At 47.8% G+C, this 16,741-nt stretch carries 20 protein-coding genes; 19 read left to right on the forward strand and 1 reads right to left on the reverse strand.

Features of this window, described 5'->3' with window-relative positions; genetic code table 11:
- Window positions 1-6: 6 nt before the first annotated feature.
- Entirely contained in the window at window positions 7-756 is a 750-nt protein-coding gene (locus tag MHH93_RS12650; RefSeq protein WP_500054304.1) for a 2-phosphosulfolactate phosphatase, read from the reverse strand.
- 263 nt (window positions 757-1,019) lie between these two features.
- Here MHH93_RS12650 and spoIIIAA point away from each other — a divergent pair, with 263 nt between their 5' ends.
- The 19 genes from spoIIIAA (at window position 1,020) to dxs (ending at window position 16,728) form a co-directional block, all read left to right on the forward strand.
- Entirely contained in the window at window positions 1,020-2,024 is a 1,005-nt protein-coding gene (spoIIIAA, locus tag MHH93_RS12655) for a stage III sporulation protein AA (RefSeq protein WP_500054305.1), read from the forward strand.
- The gene (spoIIIAB, locus tag MHH93_RS12660) at window positions 2,017-2,535 is read left to right on the forward strand and encodes a stage III sporulation protein SpoIIIAB (RefSeq protein WP_211083536.1); all 519 of its coding nucleotides are present in this window, start codon (window positions 2,017-2,019) and stop codon (window positions 2,533-2,535) included. The genes spoIIIAA and spoIIIAB overlap by 8 nt, the downstream gene beginning before the upstream one ends.
- A 29-nt stretch (window positions 2,536-2,564) precedes the next feature.
- Complete coding sequence (gene spoIIIAC, locus MHH93_RS12665) at window positions 2,565-2,768, forward strand: stage III sporulation protein AC (protein WP_017687585.1); 204 nt, start codon at window positions 2,565-2,567, stop codon at window positions 2,766-2,768.
- Window positions 2,769-2,800: 32 nt separating this feature from the next.
- A complete protein-coding gene (gene spoIIIAD / locus MHH93_RS12670; protein WP_017687586.1) occupies window positions 2,801-3,190 on the forward strand; it encodes a stage III sporulation protein AD in 390 nt (129 codons plus the stop codon).
- Window positions 3,191-3,210: 20 nt separating this feature from the next.
- Window positions 3,211-4,401, forward strand: a complete 1,191-nt coding sequence (spoIIIAE, locus tag MHH93_RS12675; protein WP_253438819.1) for a stage III sporulation protein AE — start codon at window positions 3,211-3,213, stop codon at window positions 4,399-4,401.
- Between the two features lie 31 nt (window positions 4,402-4,432).
- Complete coding sequence (gene spoIIIAF / locus MHH93_RS12680; RefSeq protein ID WP_500054306.1) at window positions 4,433-5,263, forward strand: stage III sporulation protein AF; 831 nt, start codon at window positions 4,433-4,435, stop codon at window positions 5,261-5,263.
- A gap of 15 nt (window positions 5,264-5,278) precedes the next feature.
- Window positions 5,279-5,917 (forward strand): stage III sporulation protein AG, encoded by a 639-nt coding sequence (gene spoIIIAG / locus MHH93_RS12685; RefSeq protein ID WP_500054307.1) that lies wholly within the window; start codon window positions 5,279-5,281, stop codon window positions 5,915-5,917.
- A gap of 66 nt (window positions 5,918-5,983) precedes the next feature.
- The gene (locus MHH93_RS12690) at window positions 5,984-6,802 is read left to right on the forward strand and encodes a SpoIIIAH-like family protein (protein ID WP_500054308.1); all 819 of its coding nucleotides are present in this window, start codon (window positions 5,984-5,986) and stop codon (window positions 6,800-6,802) included.
- A gap of 139 nt (window positions 6,803-6,941) precedes the next feature.
- Entirely contained in the window at window positions 6,942-7,406 is a 465-nt protein-coding gene (gene accB / locus MHH93_RS12695) for an acetyl-CoA carboxylase biotin carboxyl carrier protein (RefSeq protein WP_253438811.1), read from the forward strand.
- A 55-nt stretch (window positions 7,407-7,461) separates the two neighbouring features.
- Complete coding sequence (gene accC, locus MHH93_RS12700) at window positions 7,462-8,805, forward strand: acetyl-CoA carboxylase biotin carboxylase subunit (protein ID WP_062835268.1); 1,344 nt, start codon at window positions 7,462-7,464, stop codon at window positions 8,803-8,805.
- Window positions 8,806-9,023: 218 nt separating this feature from the next.
- On the forward strand, window positions 9,024-9,434 hold the full coding sequence (locus tag MHH93_RS12705) for an Asp23/Gls24 family envelope stress response protein (RefSeq protein ID WP_253438809.1): 411 nt from the start codon (window positions 9,024-9,026) through the stop codon (window positions 9,432-9,434).
- Window positions 9,435-9,578: 144 nt separating this feature from the next.
- On the forward strand, window positions 9,579-10,118 hold the full coding sequence (amaP, locus tag MHH93_RS12710) for an alkaline shock response membrane anchor protein AmaP (protein ID WP_017687594.1): 540 nt from the start codon (window positions 9,579-9,581) through the stop codon (window positions 10,116-10,118).
- A gap of 14 nt (window positions 10,119-10,132) precedes the next feature.
- A complete protein-coding gene (locus MHH93_RS12715; protein ID WP_017687595.1) occupies window positions 10,133-10,366 on the forward strand; it encodes a DUF2273 domain-containing protein in 234 nt (77 codons plus the stop codon).
- Between the two features lie 222 nt (window positions 10,367-10,588).
- A complete protein-coding gene (nusB, locus tag MHH93_RS12720; protein ID WP_017687596.1) occupies window positions 10,589-11,041 on the forward strand; it encodes a transcription antitermination factor NusB in 453 nt (150 codons plus the stop codon).
- A gap of 117 nt (window positions 11,042-11,158) precedes the next feature.
- Entirely contained in the window at window positions 11,159-12,016 is an 858-nt protein-coding gene (gene folD / locus MHH93_RS12725) for a bifunctional methylenetetrahydrofolate dehydrogenase/methenyltetrahydrofolate cyclohydrolase FolD (RefSeq protein ID WP_500054309.1), read from the forward strand.
- A 10-nt stretch (window positions 12,017-12,026) separates the two neighbouring features.
- Complete coding sequence (gene xseA, locus MHH93_RS12730; RefSeq protein WP_500054310.1) at window positions 12,027-13,391, forward strand: exodeoxyribonuclease VII large subunit; 1,365 nt, start codon at window positions 12,027-12,029, stop codon at window positions 13,389-13,391.
- On the forward strand, window positions 13,381-13,638 hold the full coding sequence (gene xseB, locus MHH93_RS12735; RefSeq protein ID WP_017687599.1) for an exodeoxyribonuclease VII small subunit: 258 nt from the start codon (window positions 13,381-13,383) through the stop codon (window positions 13,636-13,638). The genes xseA and xseB overlap by 11 nt, the downstream gene beginning before the upstream one ends.
- Window positions 13,631-14,536 carry a polyprenyl synthetase family protein gene (locus tag MHH93_RS12740; RefSeq protein ID WP_500054311.1) on the forward strand — a complete coding sequence of 302 codons (906 nt, stop codon included), beginning with the start codon at window positions 13,631-13,633 and terminating at the stop codon, window positions 14,534-14,536. The genes xseB and MHH93_RS12740 overlap by 8 nt, the downstream gene beginning before the upstream one ends.
- Window positions 14,537-14,820: 284 nt before the next feature.
- Window positions 14,821-16,728 (forward strand): 1-deoxy-D-xylulose-5-phosphate synthase, encoded by a 1,908-nt coding sequence (gene dxs / locus MHH93_RS12745; RefSeq protein ID WP_500054312.1) that lies wholly within the window; start codon window positions 14,821-14,823, stop codon window positions 16,726-16,728.
- Window positions 16,729-16,741: the final 13 nt, after the last annotated feature.

Here is a 16,741-nt window from a genome sequence, read left to right on the forward strand (position 1 = left end):
CCATTCTCACATCAATTTGAACATCTTTCCCCCGCGTATGCCTCTATAAGGTTGCATGCGGTTCCCCTCCCCCATCTCGGGAACACAATCCAGCAGATTTAATTGAGAGCAATATGAAATATCATGTAGCCTGCCTAACTTTTCAAGCCTCCGCCCGCTAACAGATCTCTGCACCAGATCCGGGATGTTCTCCTGACATTGGGATACCGCCTGATGGAGCACGGTGCCCAGATCGTTTAATTGGATGGGAGAACAGGATTGGCGTTGCAGTTCGTCGATGATACATCCGGCACACAAAGCGTCCTCCAGTGCAAATTCATCCTGATTCCCCGCACATAACAGCAATACATCCCGTTGAAGTTCGCATAGAACTGCTGCGATAGCCCTGACATTGAGAAATGACCCAGCTAGTACATGTTTCGCCCTGGAAGCCTTGATCAAGGCTCGGGTTCCATCGGTTGTGGTTAGAATGATGGTTTTATCTGCAATGCCTACAGTCATATATTCATAGGGGGAATTCCCCGCCTCGAATCCGATGATTTTTTTGTCAAAACGCTCCCCGCCTCGAATGCAATCTTTCACTTCCATTTGTTTGGCTTGTGGAACCGTCTCTACGGCAATCACAGCCGAAGCATCATATGCCAGAGCCGTAACAATTGTACTGGTCGTACACAAGACATCAATAACAACTGCACTTCGCCCTGCAATATCAATGGTACGTACTTCATTTACATTGCCAACCACATCGACTCGCACTCCCCACAGCTCCTTTCTGTATCTGGGGATGGGTAGTTCTGTTTTGATCCGGAATGGAACTTACCTATCTGCAATTACTATATGCATGCATTTCTAGACGGGTGCCTAGAACAGGAGGTTGATCTATGCTTTCTACTCTCAAACGTATTCTGAAGAATTGATAGATTTCAGCGTCATAAATTAAATGTACAGGCATAAACTTGAGATATGAACAAGCGCCAGAAGCGTAAACCATATGATCTCAAGGTTGGAGGAGCCTACTCATGAAGGTGAACTGGAAGGAACTTTTTCCGGAACCGATTCGAACCATTCTGGGAAGAATGCCGCCCGCTCTATTGGAACAAGTGGAGGAAGTACGTATTCGTGAAGGCAGGCCCCTGGAGATTAATGCAGGCAACACATACCACTTCCTGACACCTCAAGGTAGTCCGACCGGGAATCCTGATGAAGCATATGTTCCTCAGAAAGAAGTGACACACAGGTTGCTGGACCTGATCAGTAACCATTCACTCTATACATTGGAAGAGGAGCTTCGCAAAGGGTTCATCACCATACCTGGCGGACATCGAATCGGACTTGCTGGCCGGACGGTACTAAGCAGTGGGCGTGTCGAATACCTGCGTGACATCAACGGGTTTAACGTTCGGCTAGCCCGTGAGGTGCATGGAGTCGCTGATCGTATCCTTCCTTATCTTCTCGATATGAAGAGCGGACAGGTCCTGCACACGTTGATCCTTTCACCACCACAACAAGGAAAGACGACATTGCTGCGAGATCTGGCGAGGCAAATTAGCAGTGGTACAAAGCTTTCAGCGGGCAATGAACTGGTTCAAGGAATACGTCCGCGTCTGAAAGTGGGCATTGTGGATGAGAGGTCCGAAATCGCCGGTAGCTACAAAGGAGTACCTGGATTTGATGTCGGTCCCCGAACAGATGTGATGGACGGTTGTCCAAAGGCTGAGGGCATGATGATGATGCTTCGCTCCATGTCGCCTGATGTCCTGATTGTGGACGAGATCGGCCGTCCGGAGGATGCTGAGGCAGTAATGGAAGCCCTGCATGCAGGAGTCTCTGTGATCGCGACTGCTCATGGCCGTGACCTATCGGAGTTGTCGGCCAGACCCGCCCTCAGAACCTTAATAACAGAGCAGATGTTTCAACGATATGTCCAGCTGCAACGGACGAGCCGGGGCATGACCTTTCGGCTGGCTGATGGCAAAATGCGTGGGTTGCAGCAAAGCGGGGCAGGAGGTGAAGGCTTTGGTTAACATGTTTGGTGCGGTAATCATTCTGTTAGCCAGCACCCTCGCCGGTTTTTACAAGGCAAGACAGTATGCATTAAGACCGAGACAGTTGCGAGAACTCATTGCAGCTCTCCAGCGACTAATGACGGAGATTAACTATGGGCTCACTCCCCTTCCCGATGCCATGGGCAAGATGGGAGCCCAGACCAAAGAACCTGTTAAGACGCTGTTCCTTCATGCAGCCACACAGATGGAGCCTCCCCATGGACTCACTGCCCGGGAAAGTCTGCAGTCAGGCGTGGATCTGGCATGGGGAAGGTCTGCCATGAAGGCTGACGAGCGGGAAGTCATGCTGCAATTAAGCTTCAGCCTTGGCACAAGTGACCGTCAGGATCAGACCAAACATATATCGTTAGCCATTCAACAACTAATGCATGAGGAATCCCGCGCCCAGGCCGATCAAATGAAATATGAACGAATGAGCCGAAGCCTCGGGATGCTTGTCGGAGCGTTAATCGTCATTCTGATCTTCTGAAATAGCCGGGATAGTGAGGTGCCAAGGTCATGAATCTAGAAGTGAACGCAATCTTTCAAATTGCGGGTATCGGAATCATCATTGCCATGATTCACACGGTACTGAAACAAATGGGAAAGGAAGATATGGCTCACTGGGTGACCGTAATCGGATTTGTCGTTGTATTGTTCATGGTGGTCCGTATGCTGGACAGCCTGCTACAAGAGATCAAATCGATATTTCTTTTTCAATGAAAAACGGTCATGAAGCCGGATGGTGGTGACCTGTGGAAATTATACAAGTTGTAGGTTTGGCGCTCATCGCAACAGTACTCATTCTGGTCATTAAGGAACAGAAACCGATGTTTGCCTTTCTGATTGCAGCCGCGACCGGCATTGTCATCTTCATGTTGTTGATTGGTAAAATCGGTGCAGTCATCGAAGTGTTGAAGCGGCTTGCCGAGAATTCAGGCATGGAGAGTATTTATCTGAAAACGGTGCTGAAAATTATTGGCATAGCGTACATTGCTGAATTCGGCGCGCAGATTGTCAGGGATGCAGGTCAGGAGAGCATTGCGTCCAAGATTGAACTGGCTGGTAAGGTATTGATCCTTGTACTTGCTATACCGATCATCAGCATCATTATCGAAACCGTCATGAAGCTGATGCCGGTGTAGAAAGGGCGTGCGGACTTCATATGAAATCAATGCATCATAAGCCGCAGTGGCGCCTTACGGTTGTGCTGATGCTCTGTTTTTTGTTCGGTATCCTGGGACAGGTTACTGCAAGTGCACCTTCCGGTGAGTGGATGGAGCAGCAGGCGGACCAGCTTCCCAAGGATCAGGTGGAGAAATACTGGGATCAACTGATGCAACAATACGGTGGTTTCTTCCCGGACGGGAAGACCCCTTCCTTCATGGATATGTTAATCCCCGGCAATGAAGGGTTCAGCCTGAAATCGGTGTTTGTAGCCATAGGAACCTTCATGCTGCATGAAATTTTATATAACGGCAAGCTTCTGGTCACGATTGTGATGTTGAGCGTACTCAGCATGATTCTGGAGACCCTTCAGACCGCATTTGAGAAAAATAATATTAGCAAAATTGCCTATTCCATCTGTTATATGGTCATCATCATCATTGCAATCAACAGCTTCAGTGTGGCGATTGGGTACGCCAAAGATGCGATAACCGGCATGATCAACTTCATGATGGCCATGGTTCCCTTGTTATTCACGCTGCTCGCGTCCATGGGTAATGTCATCACCGTTTCAGTTACACACCCACTCATCATTTTCATGATTCATTTGGTGAGTACATTGATTCACTTGTTGGTATTCCCTTTACTCTTCTTCTCAGCTGTTCTGCATCTGGTCAGTTCATTGTCTGACAAGTACAAGCTGACACAGCTGGCAGACCTCCTGCGCAATATTAGTGTGGCATTGCTGGGTATCCTGCTAACGATGTTTTTGGGCGTAATCTCAGTTCAGGGCGCATCGGGCTCCGTAGCGGATGGAGTCAGCCTGAAGGCCGCCAAATATATCGCAGGCAACTTTGTCCCTGTCGTGGGCAGAACATTTGCGGATGCGACGGATACTGTCATTACAGCTTCTTTACTGGTCAAAAATGCAATTGGGCTCACCGGGGTAATCATCATTTTGTTTCTATGTGCCTTTCCAGCACTCAAGATCCTGGCTCTTGCCTTGATATACAACGTTACGGGTGCCATTATGCAACCGCTAGGAGACACTCCGATTGTAGGGTGCCTGCAGGCCATCGGTAAGAGCATGATCTACGTGTTTGCGGCGCTCGCAGCTGTCGGGCTGATGTTTTTCCTGGCAATCACCATCCTGCTGACCGCGGGCAATCTGACTGTCATGATGCGCTGAATGTATGTTGGCAAGAAAGGGGATGGAAAGGATGGGGTGGCTGAGCAACTGGCTCCAGGAATTGATTATGATCGTTCTGCTGGCGACATTCGTGGATATGCTGTTGCCCAATCGATCCATGGAACGTTATGTCAAGCTTGTGCTGAGCCTTCTCATCCTGCTGACCCTTTTATCACCCATAACCAAGCTGCTCAAAAGTGATCCGGTTGGCGAACTGAAACGGGCAATGTCGGCAATGGATGCTCCATCGGATGGCAATGCAACACTCGAACAGATTTTGGCTCAGGGCAAGCGGCTGCAAGCGGGTGAACAGGAACAATCCCTCCAATGGACAGCGAAAGAACTGGCTAACGTCATGAAAGGCCAGATTGAAGAAACAACAGGAGCGAGGGTTCAATCCGTAGAGGTACAGCTGGCGATGAGCAAATATGAAACCGAGATGGAAGCTGCCTCATCCGTCGAACTGCCAGTGATCCAGCGTGTGTTGGTCGAGATGGCAGGAGAAGGTGCAGAAGGAGAAGTGAGGGCAGGGCAGCAAGAAGTCGCTGTCAATACACAACCCATATTTGGAACAGACACAGAATCCGAGAGGGATGAATCACCTCAAACACAGCAGCCCATCCAGATTGGTCAGATTGAGGTGCATGACGTACAGATTGATGTGAGTAAAGGGCAGCGTGATGGAAATGGAGCATCTTCCAAGCCTGTTATACGTGATCAGGCAGATGAAACGAAGCAGAAAGGTGAAACGTCCACAAGGTCCGAACATGCGGTACAGATTATTACATTGCTGTCTGAAAAGTGGGATGTTGATGCAAATAAAATTCAAGTGAAAGAACCGAAAAGTGCTGAAGTGCTCTGAGAAGGAGGGTATCCGATGAAACAATGGTTTAGAAAGATGGAGACCTGGATGGGTGGCGGAGAGGGTGGAGCAAGGAGGAGTCAAACCTTCCGCTGGCTGATTATCCTGGGTTTGATCGGGGTGGGAATCATGCTGTTCAATTCCTTCGTCAATGTCAAAAAAATTGATTCCGAGAATATCGGTCGCGAACCACCGGACCCGGCAACATCCATGGCATCTATACAGAGTGATCCAATGGATCAGAACCCTTTTCAGGCGATTGAAATTGCATTTGAAGACAAAATCAAAGGTGTGCTGGAAAACATTGTTGGTGTGGGAACGGTTGATGTGATGGTTACTGTGGATTCTACAGAAGAACTGGTTGTTCAGCGGAACGTGAAAGATTCTCAGCAACTTACCGAAGAAACGGATGCTAGCGGGGGCAAGCGCCATATGACGCAATATACCCGAGATGGCGAGATCATTACGTACGAAGTATCAGGGGATCAGACACCGATAGTGACCAAAAAGCTCAAACCGCAGATCCGTGGTGTGCTTGTGGTAGCGAGGGGCGCAGAGAACAAGGTTGTGAAGGACTTGATAACCGATGCTGTGGAAAAAGGACTGAATGTGGCAGCTTACCGGATCTCGGTTGTACCGCGTAAACAAGACTAATTTGGTTTGTTGAATCAACTGATTCAATTCTCATAAGATTGAAGCCAATTTGAGGAGGAAGTTCTAATGAATAACAAACGTCAAACGGTATGGCTTGTGTCCATGCTGAGTCTGATGGTCATTTTGTCCGCGTATTATCTGTTCACTGAAGATTCCGGTCCAATCAATGCGCCGGTGGCTGACAGTCAGCAAGTCGATGGAATCAAGCAAGGGGAAGCGAAGGAGACGGCAGGCATTCTTGATCCTACAGAAGGATTGGTTGTGAATGAAGTAGTAAGTAGCGGCGAAGTTGAAAGTGATCCAAGTACGGCTGGCGCTGTGGAAGAACCGGCGGCTACGGAAGGTAAAGAAGCTGGAAATACAGAGAAAACGCCTGCTGTCGAACCGGAAGAGAATAAGGGTGAAGCAGGCAAAGAGACCGACAAGGGGGCAACAACTACACCGGAGACAGAGAGTCAGGCTGAGGGCACTGCCACGAAGACGGATGAGGAAGTCCTCAAGGAAATGGAAGAACAGAATACGGCAGCATCTGCGAGTAGCCAGTTCCAGAATTACCAATGGCAGCGTGAAGAGAGCAACAATCGTAAGTATGAGGAACTGATGACTGTGGCAGGGGACTTGAGTAAAACGCCAGAGGAGAATGCCAAAGCAACGGAGCAACTCCGTACATTGGAAGAAAAAGAAGCGAAAATCACAGGTATTGAGGAGACGCTCTCCCAACAGTTCGCCAATGCGATTGTTCAAGAAGACGCCGACAAGTATAAAGTGGTGGTCCTCAGTGACAAACTGGATGTAAAACAGGCGGTATCCATTGTCGATCTGGTCATGAAAGAATTGGCGGTTTCTCAGAACAAAATCAGCGTGCAATACGTTACAGAGCAGTAATCCAAATCATGGAAGAGCAGTCCCGGGAGCTGGTTCCACTCTCGGGCTCTTTCCATTTTTAATGATTATGATATAATACATAAAGCCATATGACCGTCCTAGTGAGACTGGCATGATGCCGAAGGAGTGAATAATGGAAATGTTTAAATTGAGTGAAATTAAAGAACTGATCAAACTGGTAGATGAAAGTTCCGTTCAAGAGTTGGAAATTGAAAATGAAGGATCACGGTTATCGATCCGTAAACCGGGCAAAACGGAGTATGTTCAAGCAGCTGCTGTGCAACCGCAAATGATTGCTGCTCCGCAAGTACAGCCGGCCGCAGTGGTAAGTGAAGCTGCACCGCAGGTCGATACTACAAGTCATTTACATAAAATTGTATCTCCGATGGTAGGTACTTTTTACAGAGCTTCCTCGCCGGAATCGGGTCCTTTTGTGAGCGCAGGTGATAAAGTTGTTGAGAAAACAACGGTATGTATCATCGAAGCCATGAAGCTGATGAACGAGCTTGATGCTGACATCAAGGGAGAAATCGTTGAAGTGCTGGTTGAGAACGGACAGCTGGTCGAGTATGGGCAGCCCCTTTTCCTGGTGAAACCGGAATAACCGTTATAGCTGTTCAACAGCTAACCGCATGAGCTTCGAAGGAGGACAAAACGAAATGAAATTTCAAAAAATACTGATAGCGAACCGTGGAGAGATTGCGGTACGTATTATTCGTGCCTGCCGCGAAATCGGCATCTCAACGGTAGCCGTCTATTCTGAAGCGGACAAGGATTCTCTGCATGTTCGTCTTGCAGATGAGGCTTACTGTATCGGACCGACACTGTCCAAGGACAGTTATCTGAACTTCACTAACCTGATGAGTGTAGCTACGCTGACGGAATGTGATGCAATCCACCCTGGGTATGGTTTTTTGGCTGAGAATGCTGACTTTGCAGAAATCTGTGGTTCCTGCAACATTACATTCATCGGGCCTTCACCCGAAGCCATTACCAAAATGGGAGACAAGGCTGTTGCCAAACAGACGATGAAAGATGCAGGAGTGCCTGTTATTCCTGGTTCGGATGGCCTCGTTGAAAATATGGATGAAGCCATCATGATTGCTAGAGATATCGGATATCCTATCATTATCAAAGCTACTGCTGGTGGCGGAGGTAAGGGGATTCGTATTGCCGAAGATGAAGAAACGCTGATTAAGCAGATTACCGCTGCTCAGCAGGAAGCACAAAAGGCATTTGGCAATGCAGGTGTGTACCTGGAGAAATTCCTGACAGGTATGAAACACGTGGAAATTCAGATTATTGCCGATAAACACGGCAATGCAGCGCATCTGGGAGAGCGTGATTGTTCGGTTCAGCGTCGTCGCCAGAAACTGGTAGAAGAAGCTCCATGCCCGATTCTCTCCGAAGATGTGCGCACACTGATGGGCGAAGCCGCAGTACGGGCAGCCCTTGCTGTGGATTACTCGGGAGCGGGCACATTAGAGTTCCTGCTCAGCCCGAATGGCGAGTTCTATTTCATGGAGATGAATACGCGTATTCAGGTAGAGCATCCGGTAACCGAGATGGTTACTGGCGTGGATCTGATCCGTGAGATGATCTCGGTAGCTGAAGGCAATCCACTTTCATTCCGTCAGGAAGACGTAGTCATCAATGGCTGGGCCATTGAATGTCGTATTAATGCAGAAGATCCGGACCGTAACTTTATGCCATCACCAGGCAAAATCGGATTCTACCTTGCACCGGGAGGACCTGGCGTTCGTGTAGATAGTGCTGCTTATCCTGGGTATACCATTTCACCTTTCTACGACTCCATGATCGCAAAATTGATTGTGTGGGGAGCGAATCGTGAAGAGGCGATTGCCAAGATGAAGCGTGCGCTTGGGGAATTTGCGATTGAAGGCATATCTACAACCATTCCTTTCCATCAGAAATTGCTGGAGCACCCAACGTTCATTCGTGGTGACTTTGATATCAAATTTCTTGAGGAAAACGAGATTTAAAAGGTATATTGGGCTTGTTTGTCATAATGTAGCCCAAATGATATAGTATGTAATAATAAGAGCGCATGTCTCCTGCAAAGGATAAGCCCGCACCTCGCGGATGTTTGCAGGAGTTCCGGTAAAGCCGGACCGGAAGGGTTCTGAAGGTTGTTTAACCTGAGTCCAGCGCCCTGACGGATGGCCGCAAACTTATCTCGCGAAAGGTGTGTTGAACAGTTATGAGTACACTACCGACTGAATTTGAACGAACGGATATCGGTGAAATCCAGATCGCACCTGAAGTTATTGAAGTGATTGCTGGATTGGCAACCCTTGAAGTGAAAGGTGTTGCAGGCATGAGTGGCGGATTCGCTGGCGGATTTGCTGAATTGCTTGGTCGCAAAAACCTTTCCAAAGGTGTTAAAGTTGAAGTGGGCCAACGTGAAGCTGCAGTTGATGTTTCCGTAATTATTGAGTATGGATACCGTCTGCCACAGGTGGCTACGGAGATTCAACAGAACGTGAAACGTTCCATTGAGAACATGACAGGATTGAATGTGAACGAAGTGAATGTGCACATTCATGACGTTCAGTTCAAGACCACCGAGAAAGTGGAAGAGATCGACCTGAACAGTCAGCGCGTAAAATAAAAGAAGACAGATTCCCCCGGCATCTTCTGCCGGGGGTTATCCCCGTCTTGGACAGGTCTTCATTATAGCGAAAGCTAAATGGCGATCTGATTTTGCAGTGAACAGGTAAAGTCATGTTAGTGAGCAAGGGAGGCTGTGCAGTTCGTGGCTAAAATACTGGATCGGCTTCTGTTGTTTATATACAGCATAAGCGTTGGAGCAATCTCGGCAGCCGTCATTCTTCTGATCAGCGGTGTGCTGCCTTACGAATTGAATTATCAGCAGGAACAAAACGTTATTGTTGCGTCGGTTATTGCAGCAGCGATTTTGTTTATCCTGAGTTTGCGGTTTTTCTACATCTCGGTTCGGCGTGAGCGTGCATCGTTGCCGTCTGTAGATCAACGTACTGAGTTTGGTGATGTACAGATTTCGATGGAGACGATTGAGAATCTCTGTTTGAAGGCGACTTCCCGTTTCCGGGGAGTACGTGATGTCAAGGCACGCATACGCGTGGTTGAGTCAGGACTGGAGATTATGATTCGTGCGGTAGTGGATGGTGAGACACCTATTCCTGCGCTGACTTCTGATCTGCAAAAGGCGATACATGATCATGTACAAGAGATTACGGGCATCCCGGTTTCTTTTGTCACGGTGTATATCGCGAATGTAACCCAGTCGCCTAACTACAAGAGTCGAGTGGAATGAGGTGAGTTTCACTGATGCTGTGGAAAGAGATTTGGGATAGTCACAGAGGCCGAATTACCGGAATTATCGGCGGCATCTTTTTTGGATTTCTTTATGTATGGATCGGTTTTTGGGATATGTTGTTCTTTGCACTCTTGGTGTTCATCGGTTATACGTTAGGCAGACGAAGCGATTCGAAGCTGGGTTCGTCCATTCCCTGGAGGGAGTGGGGACAATGGCTGGGCGATCGCTGGCGTCCGTTTAAGTGACCTACCTGAACCCTGCAATATGTTTCTTCCGAAAATAGAGCTGTAGTTTAGGTTGCCCGTTTTTTGGAGGAAGCGTATTGCAGGTTTTTTTGTGAAAAGGGATAACAATAACAATATCGCGGAAGCCATTGACTAATCTCTTGAGGGATTTGATGAGATGGTTGCATGGATTATAAAATAAGCATGATGACGCTCCAGAAGGAGCGCTGCAGGAGGCAGGACATGAAAAGACGTTTGGCAAGGGAAATTGCAGTACAAAGTCTGTACCAGATGGAAATGAATGAGGTGGGTGCAGCAGAAGCTGTAAACATGTTGATCAATGAAGCCGCTGAAGATAATGAAACCGAAGTGGTTATCCGCGATGCAGATGTAATGCGTACTTATGTTACTGAGATTGTACAAGGAGCTTGGAATAATAAGGAAGCGATCGACGGATTGCTTGTGGATTATTTGAAAGGTTGGCAGATTAGCCGTCTGTCACGTGTAGATCGCCAGATTCTAAGACTGTCTACGTATGAAATGGTGTTCCGTGATGACATTCCGGCAAAGGTATCCGTCAATGAAGCGATTGAACTGTCCAAATATTTTGGTACAGAAGAATCCGGCAAGTTTGTCAATGGCGTACTTGGACGCATGATTCAGGAAGTTGACGCCATTAAAGCAAAATTGTCTTAAGTTATGATTAACTATAGTGCGTGTTCAAAAGGACCGGTTTTCAGTATCACTCTTAAGTTAAAGCGGTTTTTTTGAACAACCTCTAAATTTATATTCACATAAGGGAGAGAGAGTACAATGACAGCATCTATTATTAACGGTAAAGAAGTATCCCAAGAGATCCGCGCAAGCATGACAACAGAAGTAAAACAGCTTAGCGAACAGGGGGTAGTGCCTGGTCTGGCTGTTGTGCTCGTCGGGGAAGATCCGGCATCCCAAGTCTATGTGCGTAATAAAGAAAAAGCATGTCACGACCTCGGTTTCTACTCCGAAGTGCATCGCTTGGATGCCAATACATCCCAAGAAGATCTGCTTGCGCTGGTGGACAAGCTGAACAATCAAGAATCCATTAACGGAATTTTGGTTCAACTTCCACTACCCAAGCATATCGAAGAGAAAGCGGTCATTGATGCGATTGCCGTGGATAAAGATGTAGACGGATTCCACCCAGTGAATGTAGGTAATCTTGTTATTGGAGACGATAGTCTGCTTCCATGTACCCCAGCGGGTGTCATTGAACTGATCAAGCGTACTGGACTGGAAATGTCCGGTAAACATGCGGTAGTCATCGGAAGAAGCAACATCGTTGGCAAACCGGTATCACTGCTCCTCCAACGCGAGAATGCAACGGTAACGATGTGTCACTCCCGCACAGCAAACATGAAAGAAATTACGCGTCAGGCTGATATTTTGGTGGTAGCTATCGGTCGTGCAAATTTTGTGGATGCTGATTTTGTCAAACCGGGTGCTGTGGTTATCGATGTCGGCATGAACCGTTTGGAGAACGGTAAGCTGGCAGGAGATGTTGACTTTGAGAGCGTGAAGGCTGTATCTGGTCCAATTACACCGGTTCCTGGTGGTGTTGGTCCGATGACAATCACAATGCTGATGCAAAATACACTGATCGCCGCCAAACGCGCTCACGGATTGGCCTAGGGCTCTGTCTGTGGCAGATCAAAAGATCTACTCCATCAAAGACCTGAACCGATACATTCGAATGAAACTGGAATCGGATCAGGTCCTGTCGGACGTTTGGCTACGCGGGGAGATATCCAATTTCACACATCACTCCAGCGGCCATATGTATTTTACATTGAAGGACAAGGACAGCCGGATTAAGTCGATTATGTTTGCCTCCCATAACCAGCGATTACCCTTTGTACCGAAGGAGGGTGCAAGGGTTATTGCCCGTGGTAATGTCTCGGTGTATGAACGGGATGGGCAGTATCAATTCTACGCTACTCATATGCAACCGGACGGGATCGGAAGTCTGTATCTGGCTTACGAACAGCTGAAGAAAAAGCTGGAGGTTGAAGGGTTATTTTCACCTTCGCGCAAAAGAGAAATCCCGCGTTATCCACAGACGATCGGCGTTGTAACTTCACCGACGGGAGCAGCGGTACGGGACATCATGATCACACTCCAGCGCAGATATCCATCTGCCAAAGTGGTTTTATATCCTGTTCTGGTTCAAGGAAAAGGTGCAGCACCTTCCATTGTTAAGGCAATTGGCGACTTGAACCGAATGGGAGAGGCTGATGTACTTATTGTTGGACGCGGAGGGGGTTCACTGGAGGAACTTTGGGCCTTCAATGAGGAGATTGTGGCAAGAGCGATCGTTGCTTCAGATATACCTGTTATCTCTGCAGTTGGACATGAAACGGACTTTACCATTGCTGATTTCGCGGCTGATTTACGTGCGGCGACACCTACGGCTGCTGCGGAGCTCGCTGTACCTAATCGCGCTGAGTTGCGCGATCAGATCGCACAACGTCAACGTCAGTTACAACACAGCTTGCGTCAGCGTGCTGTACATAATCGTGAACGGCTCGCGAGATTACAGCGTTCCCCTGTGCTTGTTCATCCAAGGCGTACCTTGATGCAGCACACGGAACGATTGGATATGATGCATCAACGGCTATTGAGAACCGTGGATACGCGCATGAAATGGACGGGAGAGAAGCAGGAGCGTCTTCGGGCAGCACTGCAACGATTCAATCCACGTGATCAGGTCAATGCAGCACGCCGTGAGAATGCGGCAGCACGCAGACAACTGGAACTTGCGATCAGATCCATAACGAGATCTAAGCAGCAACAATGGAAATCGTCTGTGCGGCATCTGGATGCACTTAGCCCGCTTAAAGTCATGTCTCGAGGATACAGCCTTGTCTATGACGAGCAGGAACAGCAGTTGATCAAGTCGACGAAGGATGTACAGCCTGGAGATTCGATTAAGATTAAATTAACAGACGGACAGCTGGACTGTCAGGTTTGGGGAATGAAGGAGGACGACAATACCCATGGCGAATGAACCGGAATTGAATTTTGAAGAAGCAATGGCGGCATTGGAAGACATCGTAGGTCAGCTTGAACATGGTGATGTTCCGTTGGAACAGGCCATCGATCTGTTTCAGCGCGGGATGAAACTTTCGCAACTTTGCGGTCTGAAGCTGGAACAAGTGGAACGTAAGATCGAGATGATCGTAGAAGAAGATGGAGAGCTTCGCAAGAAGCCTTTCGGAACTGCTGACGATGAGAGCGGTGAAGTCCATGAGTAATCGTCCTTCGTTTCAAGCATACCTCGAAGAGGTCACAGCTGAGGTGACAGAAGCGTTGAAACAGACGCTTCCTGATCACTGGGATGTACCCCAGTCGCTCGCAGATGCGATGCAGTACTCACTTATGGCCGGAGGCAAACGCCTTCGTCCTCTTCTGGTCGTTGCTGCGGCGGAAGCCTTCGGTGCACAGCGTACAGCTGCAATGCCGGTAGCCTGCGCCGTGGAGATGGTTCATACCTATTCACTGATCCACGACGACCTGCCTGCTATGGATAATGATGATTACCGCAGGGGAAAATTAACGAATCATAAGGTATATGGTGAAGCAACCGCCATACTGGCGGGCGATGCGTTGCTAACTCATGCTTTTTATAGCATTGTTCAAGCGGGTCGTCGCAGCGGTGTGACGGCAGATGCGTTACTGTCCATCGTAGAGGACATGTCCGAACTTGCTGGAGCAAGAGGCATGGTCGGCGGCCAAGTCGCGGATATGGAAGGCGAGCAAGGCATGACCGATCTTTCACAGCTCCAATATATCCATTTGCACAAAACGGGTGATCTGATTGTTTTCGCCCTCATTGCTGGAGCACGAATTGGTGGAGCAACGGAAGGACAATTGGAAGCCTTGCGTGTGTTTGGTCGGGATCTGGGCCTGGCGTTCCAGATTCAGGATGATATCCTCGACCTGACGGGCGACGAGCAGAAGATGGGCAAGAAAACACAAAGCGATGTGAATCAGCAGAAGGTAACGTACCCTTATTTTATTGGTATGGAGGCTTCTGTAGACGAAGTGAAATCCCTTACCCAATCTGCAAAAGACGCACTTGAAAGAGCCGAGTTACCTGATGCATCCAGATTGCTGGAGATTGCGGATTATCTGATGAGTCGAGACCATTAGATTCTGACAGAGTGCGCTGTTTCAAAACCTGCATAACCGTGTAATGAATGTAATGTCCTTTTTCTGAGTGGATGGAAAAAGTCTGTCCCGAGTGGATGCGGGAATACATATAGAGAAGAATTCTAAATAACTTGCTGGCGAGAATGCTCGTTATCGGGAGTATAGTGCAGTAAATTATGATTCTTATTCTTTTATGTTATAATGATTTAATGTCATTTGATTCATAATGTATATATCGATTTACAACAATAAACTAAACAATCTAGGAAAGCGGGGAGATTCTCGTGCTGCTTCCACAAATTAAACAACCCAGTGATCTAAAGTCGATGTCTCAGGATGATCTTGCCCTTTTGTCGGCAGAGATCCGGCAGTTTCTGATTGAGAAACTGTCCGTTACAGGTGGGCATCTTGCACCCAACTTAGGCGTGGTTGAGCTCACGGTAGCCCTGCATTACTGCTATAACAGTCCAGCAGACAAAATGATTTTTGATGTAGGGCATCAGGCTTATGTGCATAAAGTTCTGACAGGGCGTATGGATCGCTTTGATACATTGCGTCAACATAATGGCCTTTGCGGGTTTGTCAAACGCAACGAAAGTGAACATGATGTATGGGAAGCTGGGCACAGCAGTACTTCATTGTCCGCTGCGATGGGGATGGCCCTTGCACGTGATCTCAAGGGTGAGGACAATCAAGTTATTGCGATGATTGGTGATGGAGCGCTTACAGGTGGTATGGCATTTGAGGCTCTCAATCATATCGGTCATGAGCAGAGAAAACTGATGGTTATTCTGAATGATAATGAAATGTCCATTGCTCCAAATGTTGGGGCCATGCATAAATATCTGAGCAAAATCCGCTCGGATCGTCATTATTTGAAAGCAAAAGATGATGTCGAGGGAATGCTTAAAAAAATTCCTGCCATTGGAGATCGGTTGGCTAAATCGGCAAGCTGGATCAAAGACAGTGTCAAATATATGATGGTACCAGGTGTTCTTTTCGAAGAACTGGGCTTCACGTATTTGGGACCGATTGATGGGCATGATATTCCCAAATTGATTGAAACCTTCAAACAGGCGGATAATGTGGATGGTCCTGTCATGGTTCATGTGCTTACAACCAAAGGCAAAGGCTATCAGCCAGCAGAAGCCGATTCGCACAAGTGGCACGGGATTTCTCCGTACAAAATTGAATCCGGGCAAGTGCTGAAAGCAGTCGGAAAACCGATGTACACGGAAGTGTTCGGTCAAACGCTGATTGATCTTGCGAAGCAGGATAAGCGGATCGTGGCTGTAACACCAGCAATGCCTACAGGTTCAGGCCTCATTCCTTTCAGCAAGGAATTTCCTGATCGCATGATTGATGTAGGGATCGCAGAACAGCATGCTGCCACGATGTGTGCTGCACTCGCAATGGAAGGCTTAAAGCCCGTCTTCGCAGTGTATTCCACATTTATGCAACGTGCATATGATCAGATTGTACATGATATATGCCGACATAATGCCAATGTAATGTTTGCCATTGACCGTGCCGGGTTTGTTGGACCAGATGGAGAAACACATCAAGGCGTATACGATGTGGCATTCATGCGTCATATTCCAAATATCGTTCTGATGATGCCAAAAGACGAAAATGAATTGCGTCATATGATGAAAACGGCGCTTGATTATAATGAAGGTCCTATTGCTTACCGTTATCCAAGAAATAATGTGGTTGGTGTGCCTCTGGATGATGTACTTGTTCCGATTCCAATCGGATCATGGGAGCAACTGCGTCCAGCGGAGGGATATGCTGTCATCGCTTCAGGATCGATGGTGCAGCTTGCAGAAGAAGCAGTGGAGATGGTGAAACGGGAAGGTATCACAGCAGGCGTAATCAACGCTCGTTTCCTCAAACCTCTTGACGAGCAAATGCTGCGTGATCTGGCTGTTCGAGGCACCAAATTGATTGTACTTGAAGAAGCATCCCAAGCAGGTAGCATGGGTAGTGCTGTACTGGAATTTTATGCAGAGCAGGGACTACATGATGTTCATGTACAATTAATGGGGATTCCGGATCGCTTCATTGAGCATGGCAGTATTAAGGAACAACGTGAGGAAGTGGGTCTTACCGTTGAGAATGTATGTGCTGAGCTACGCAAAATGGCTGTACAATCATCCTACGGCATACCCAAAACACGTTTTCCTTCGTAAATTTACATGATAG

The organism is Priestia sp. FSL H7-0729, from assembly GCF_038005685.1.
Classification (GTDB): domain Bacteria; phylum Bacillota; class Bacilli; order Paenibacillales; family Paenibacillaceae; genus Paenibacillus.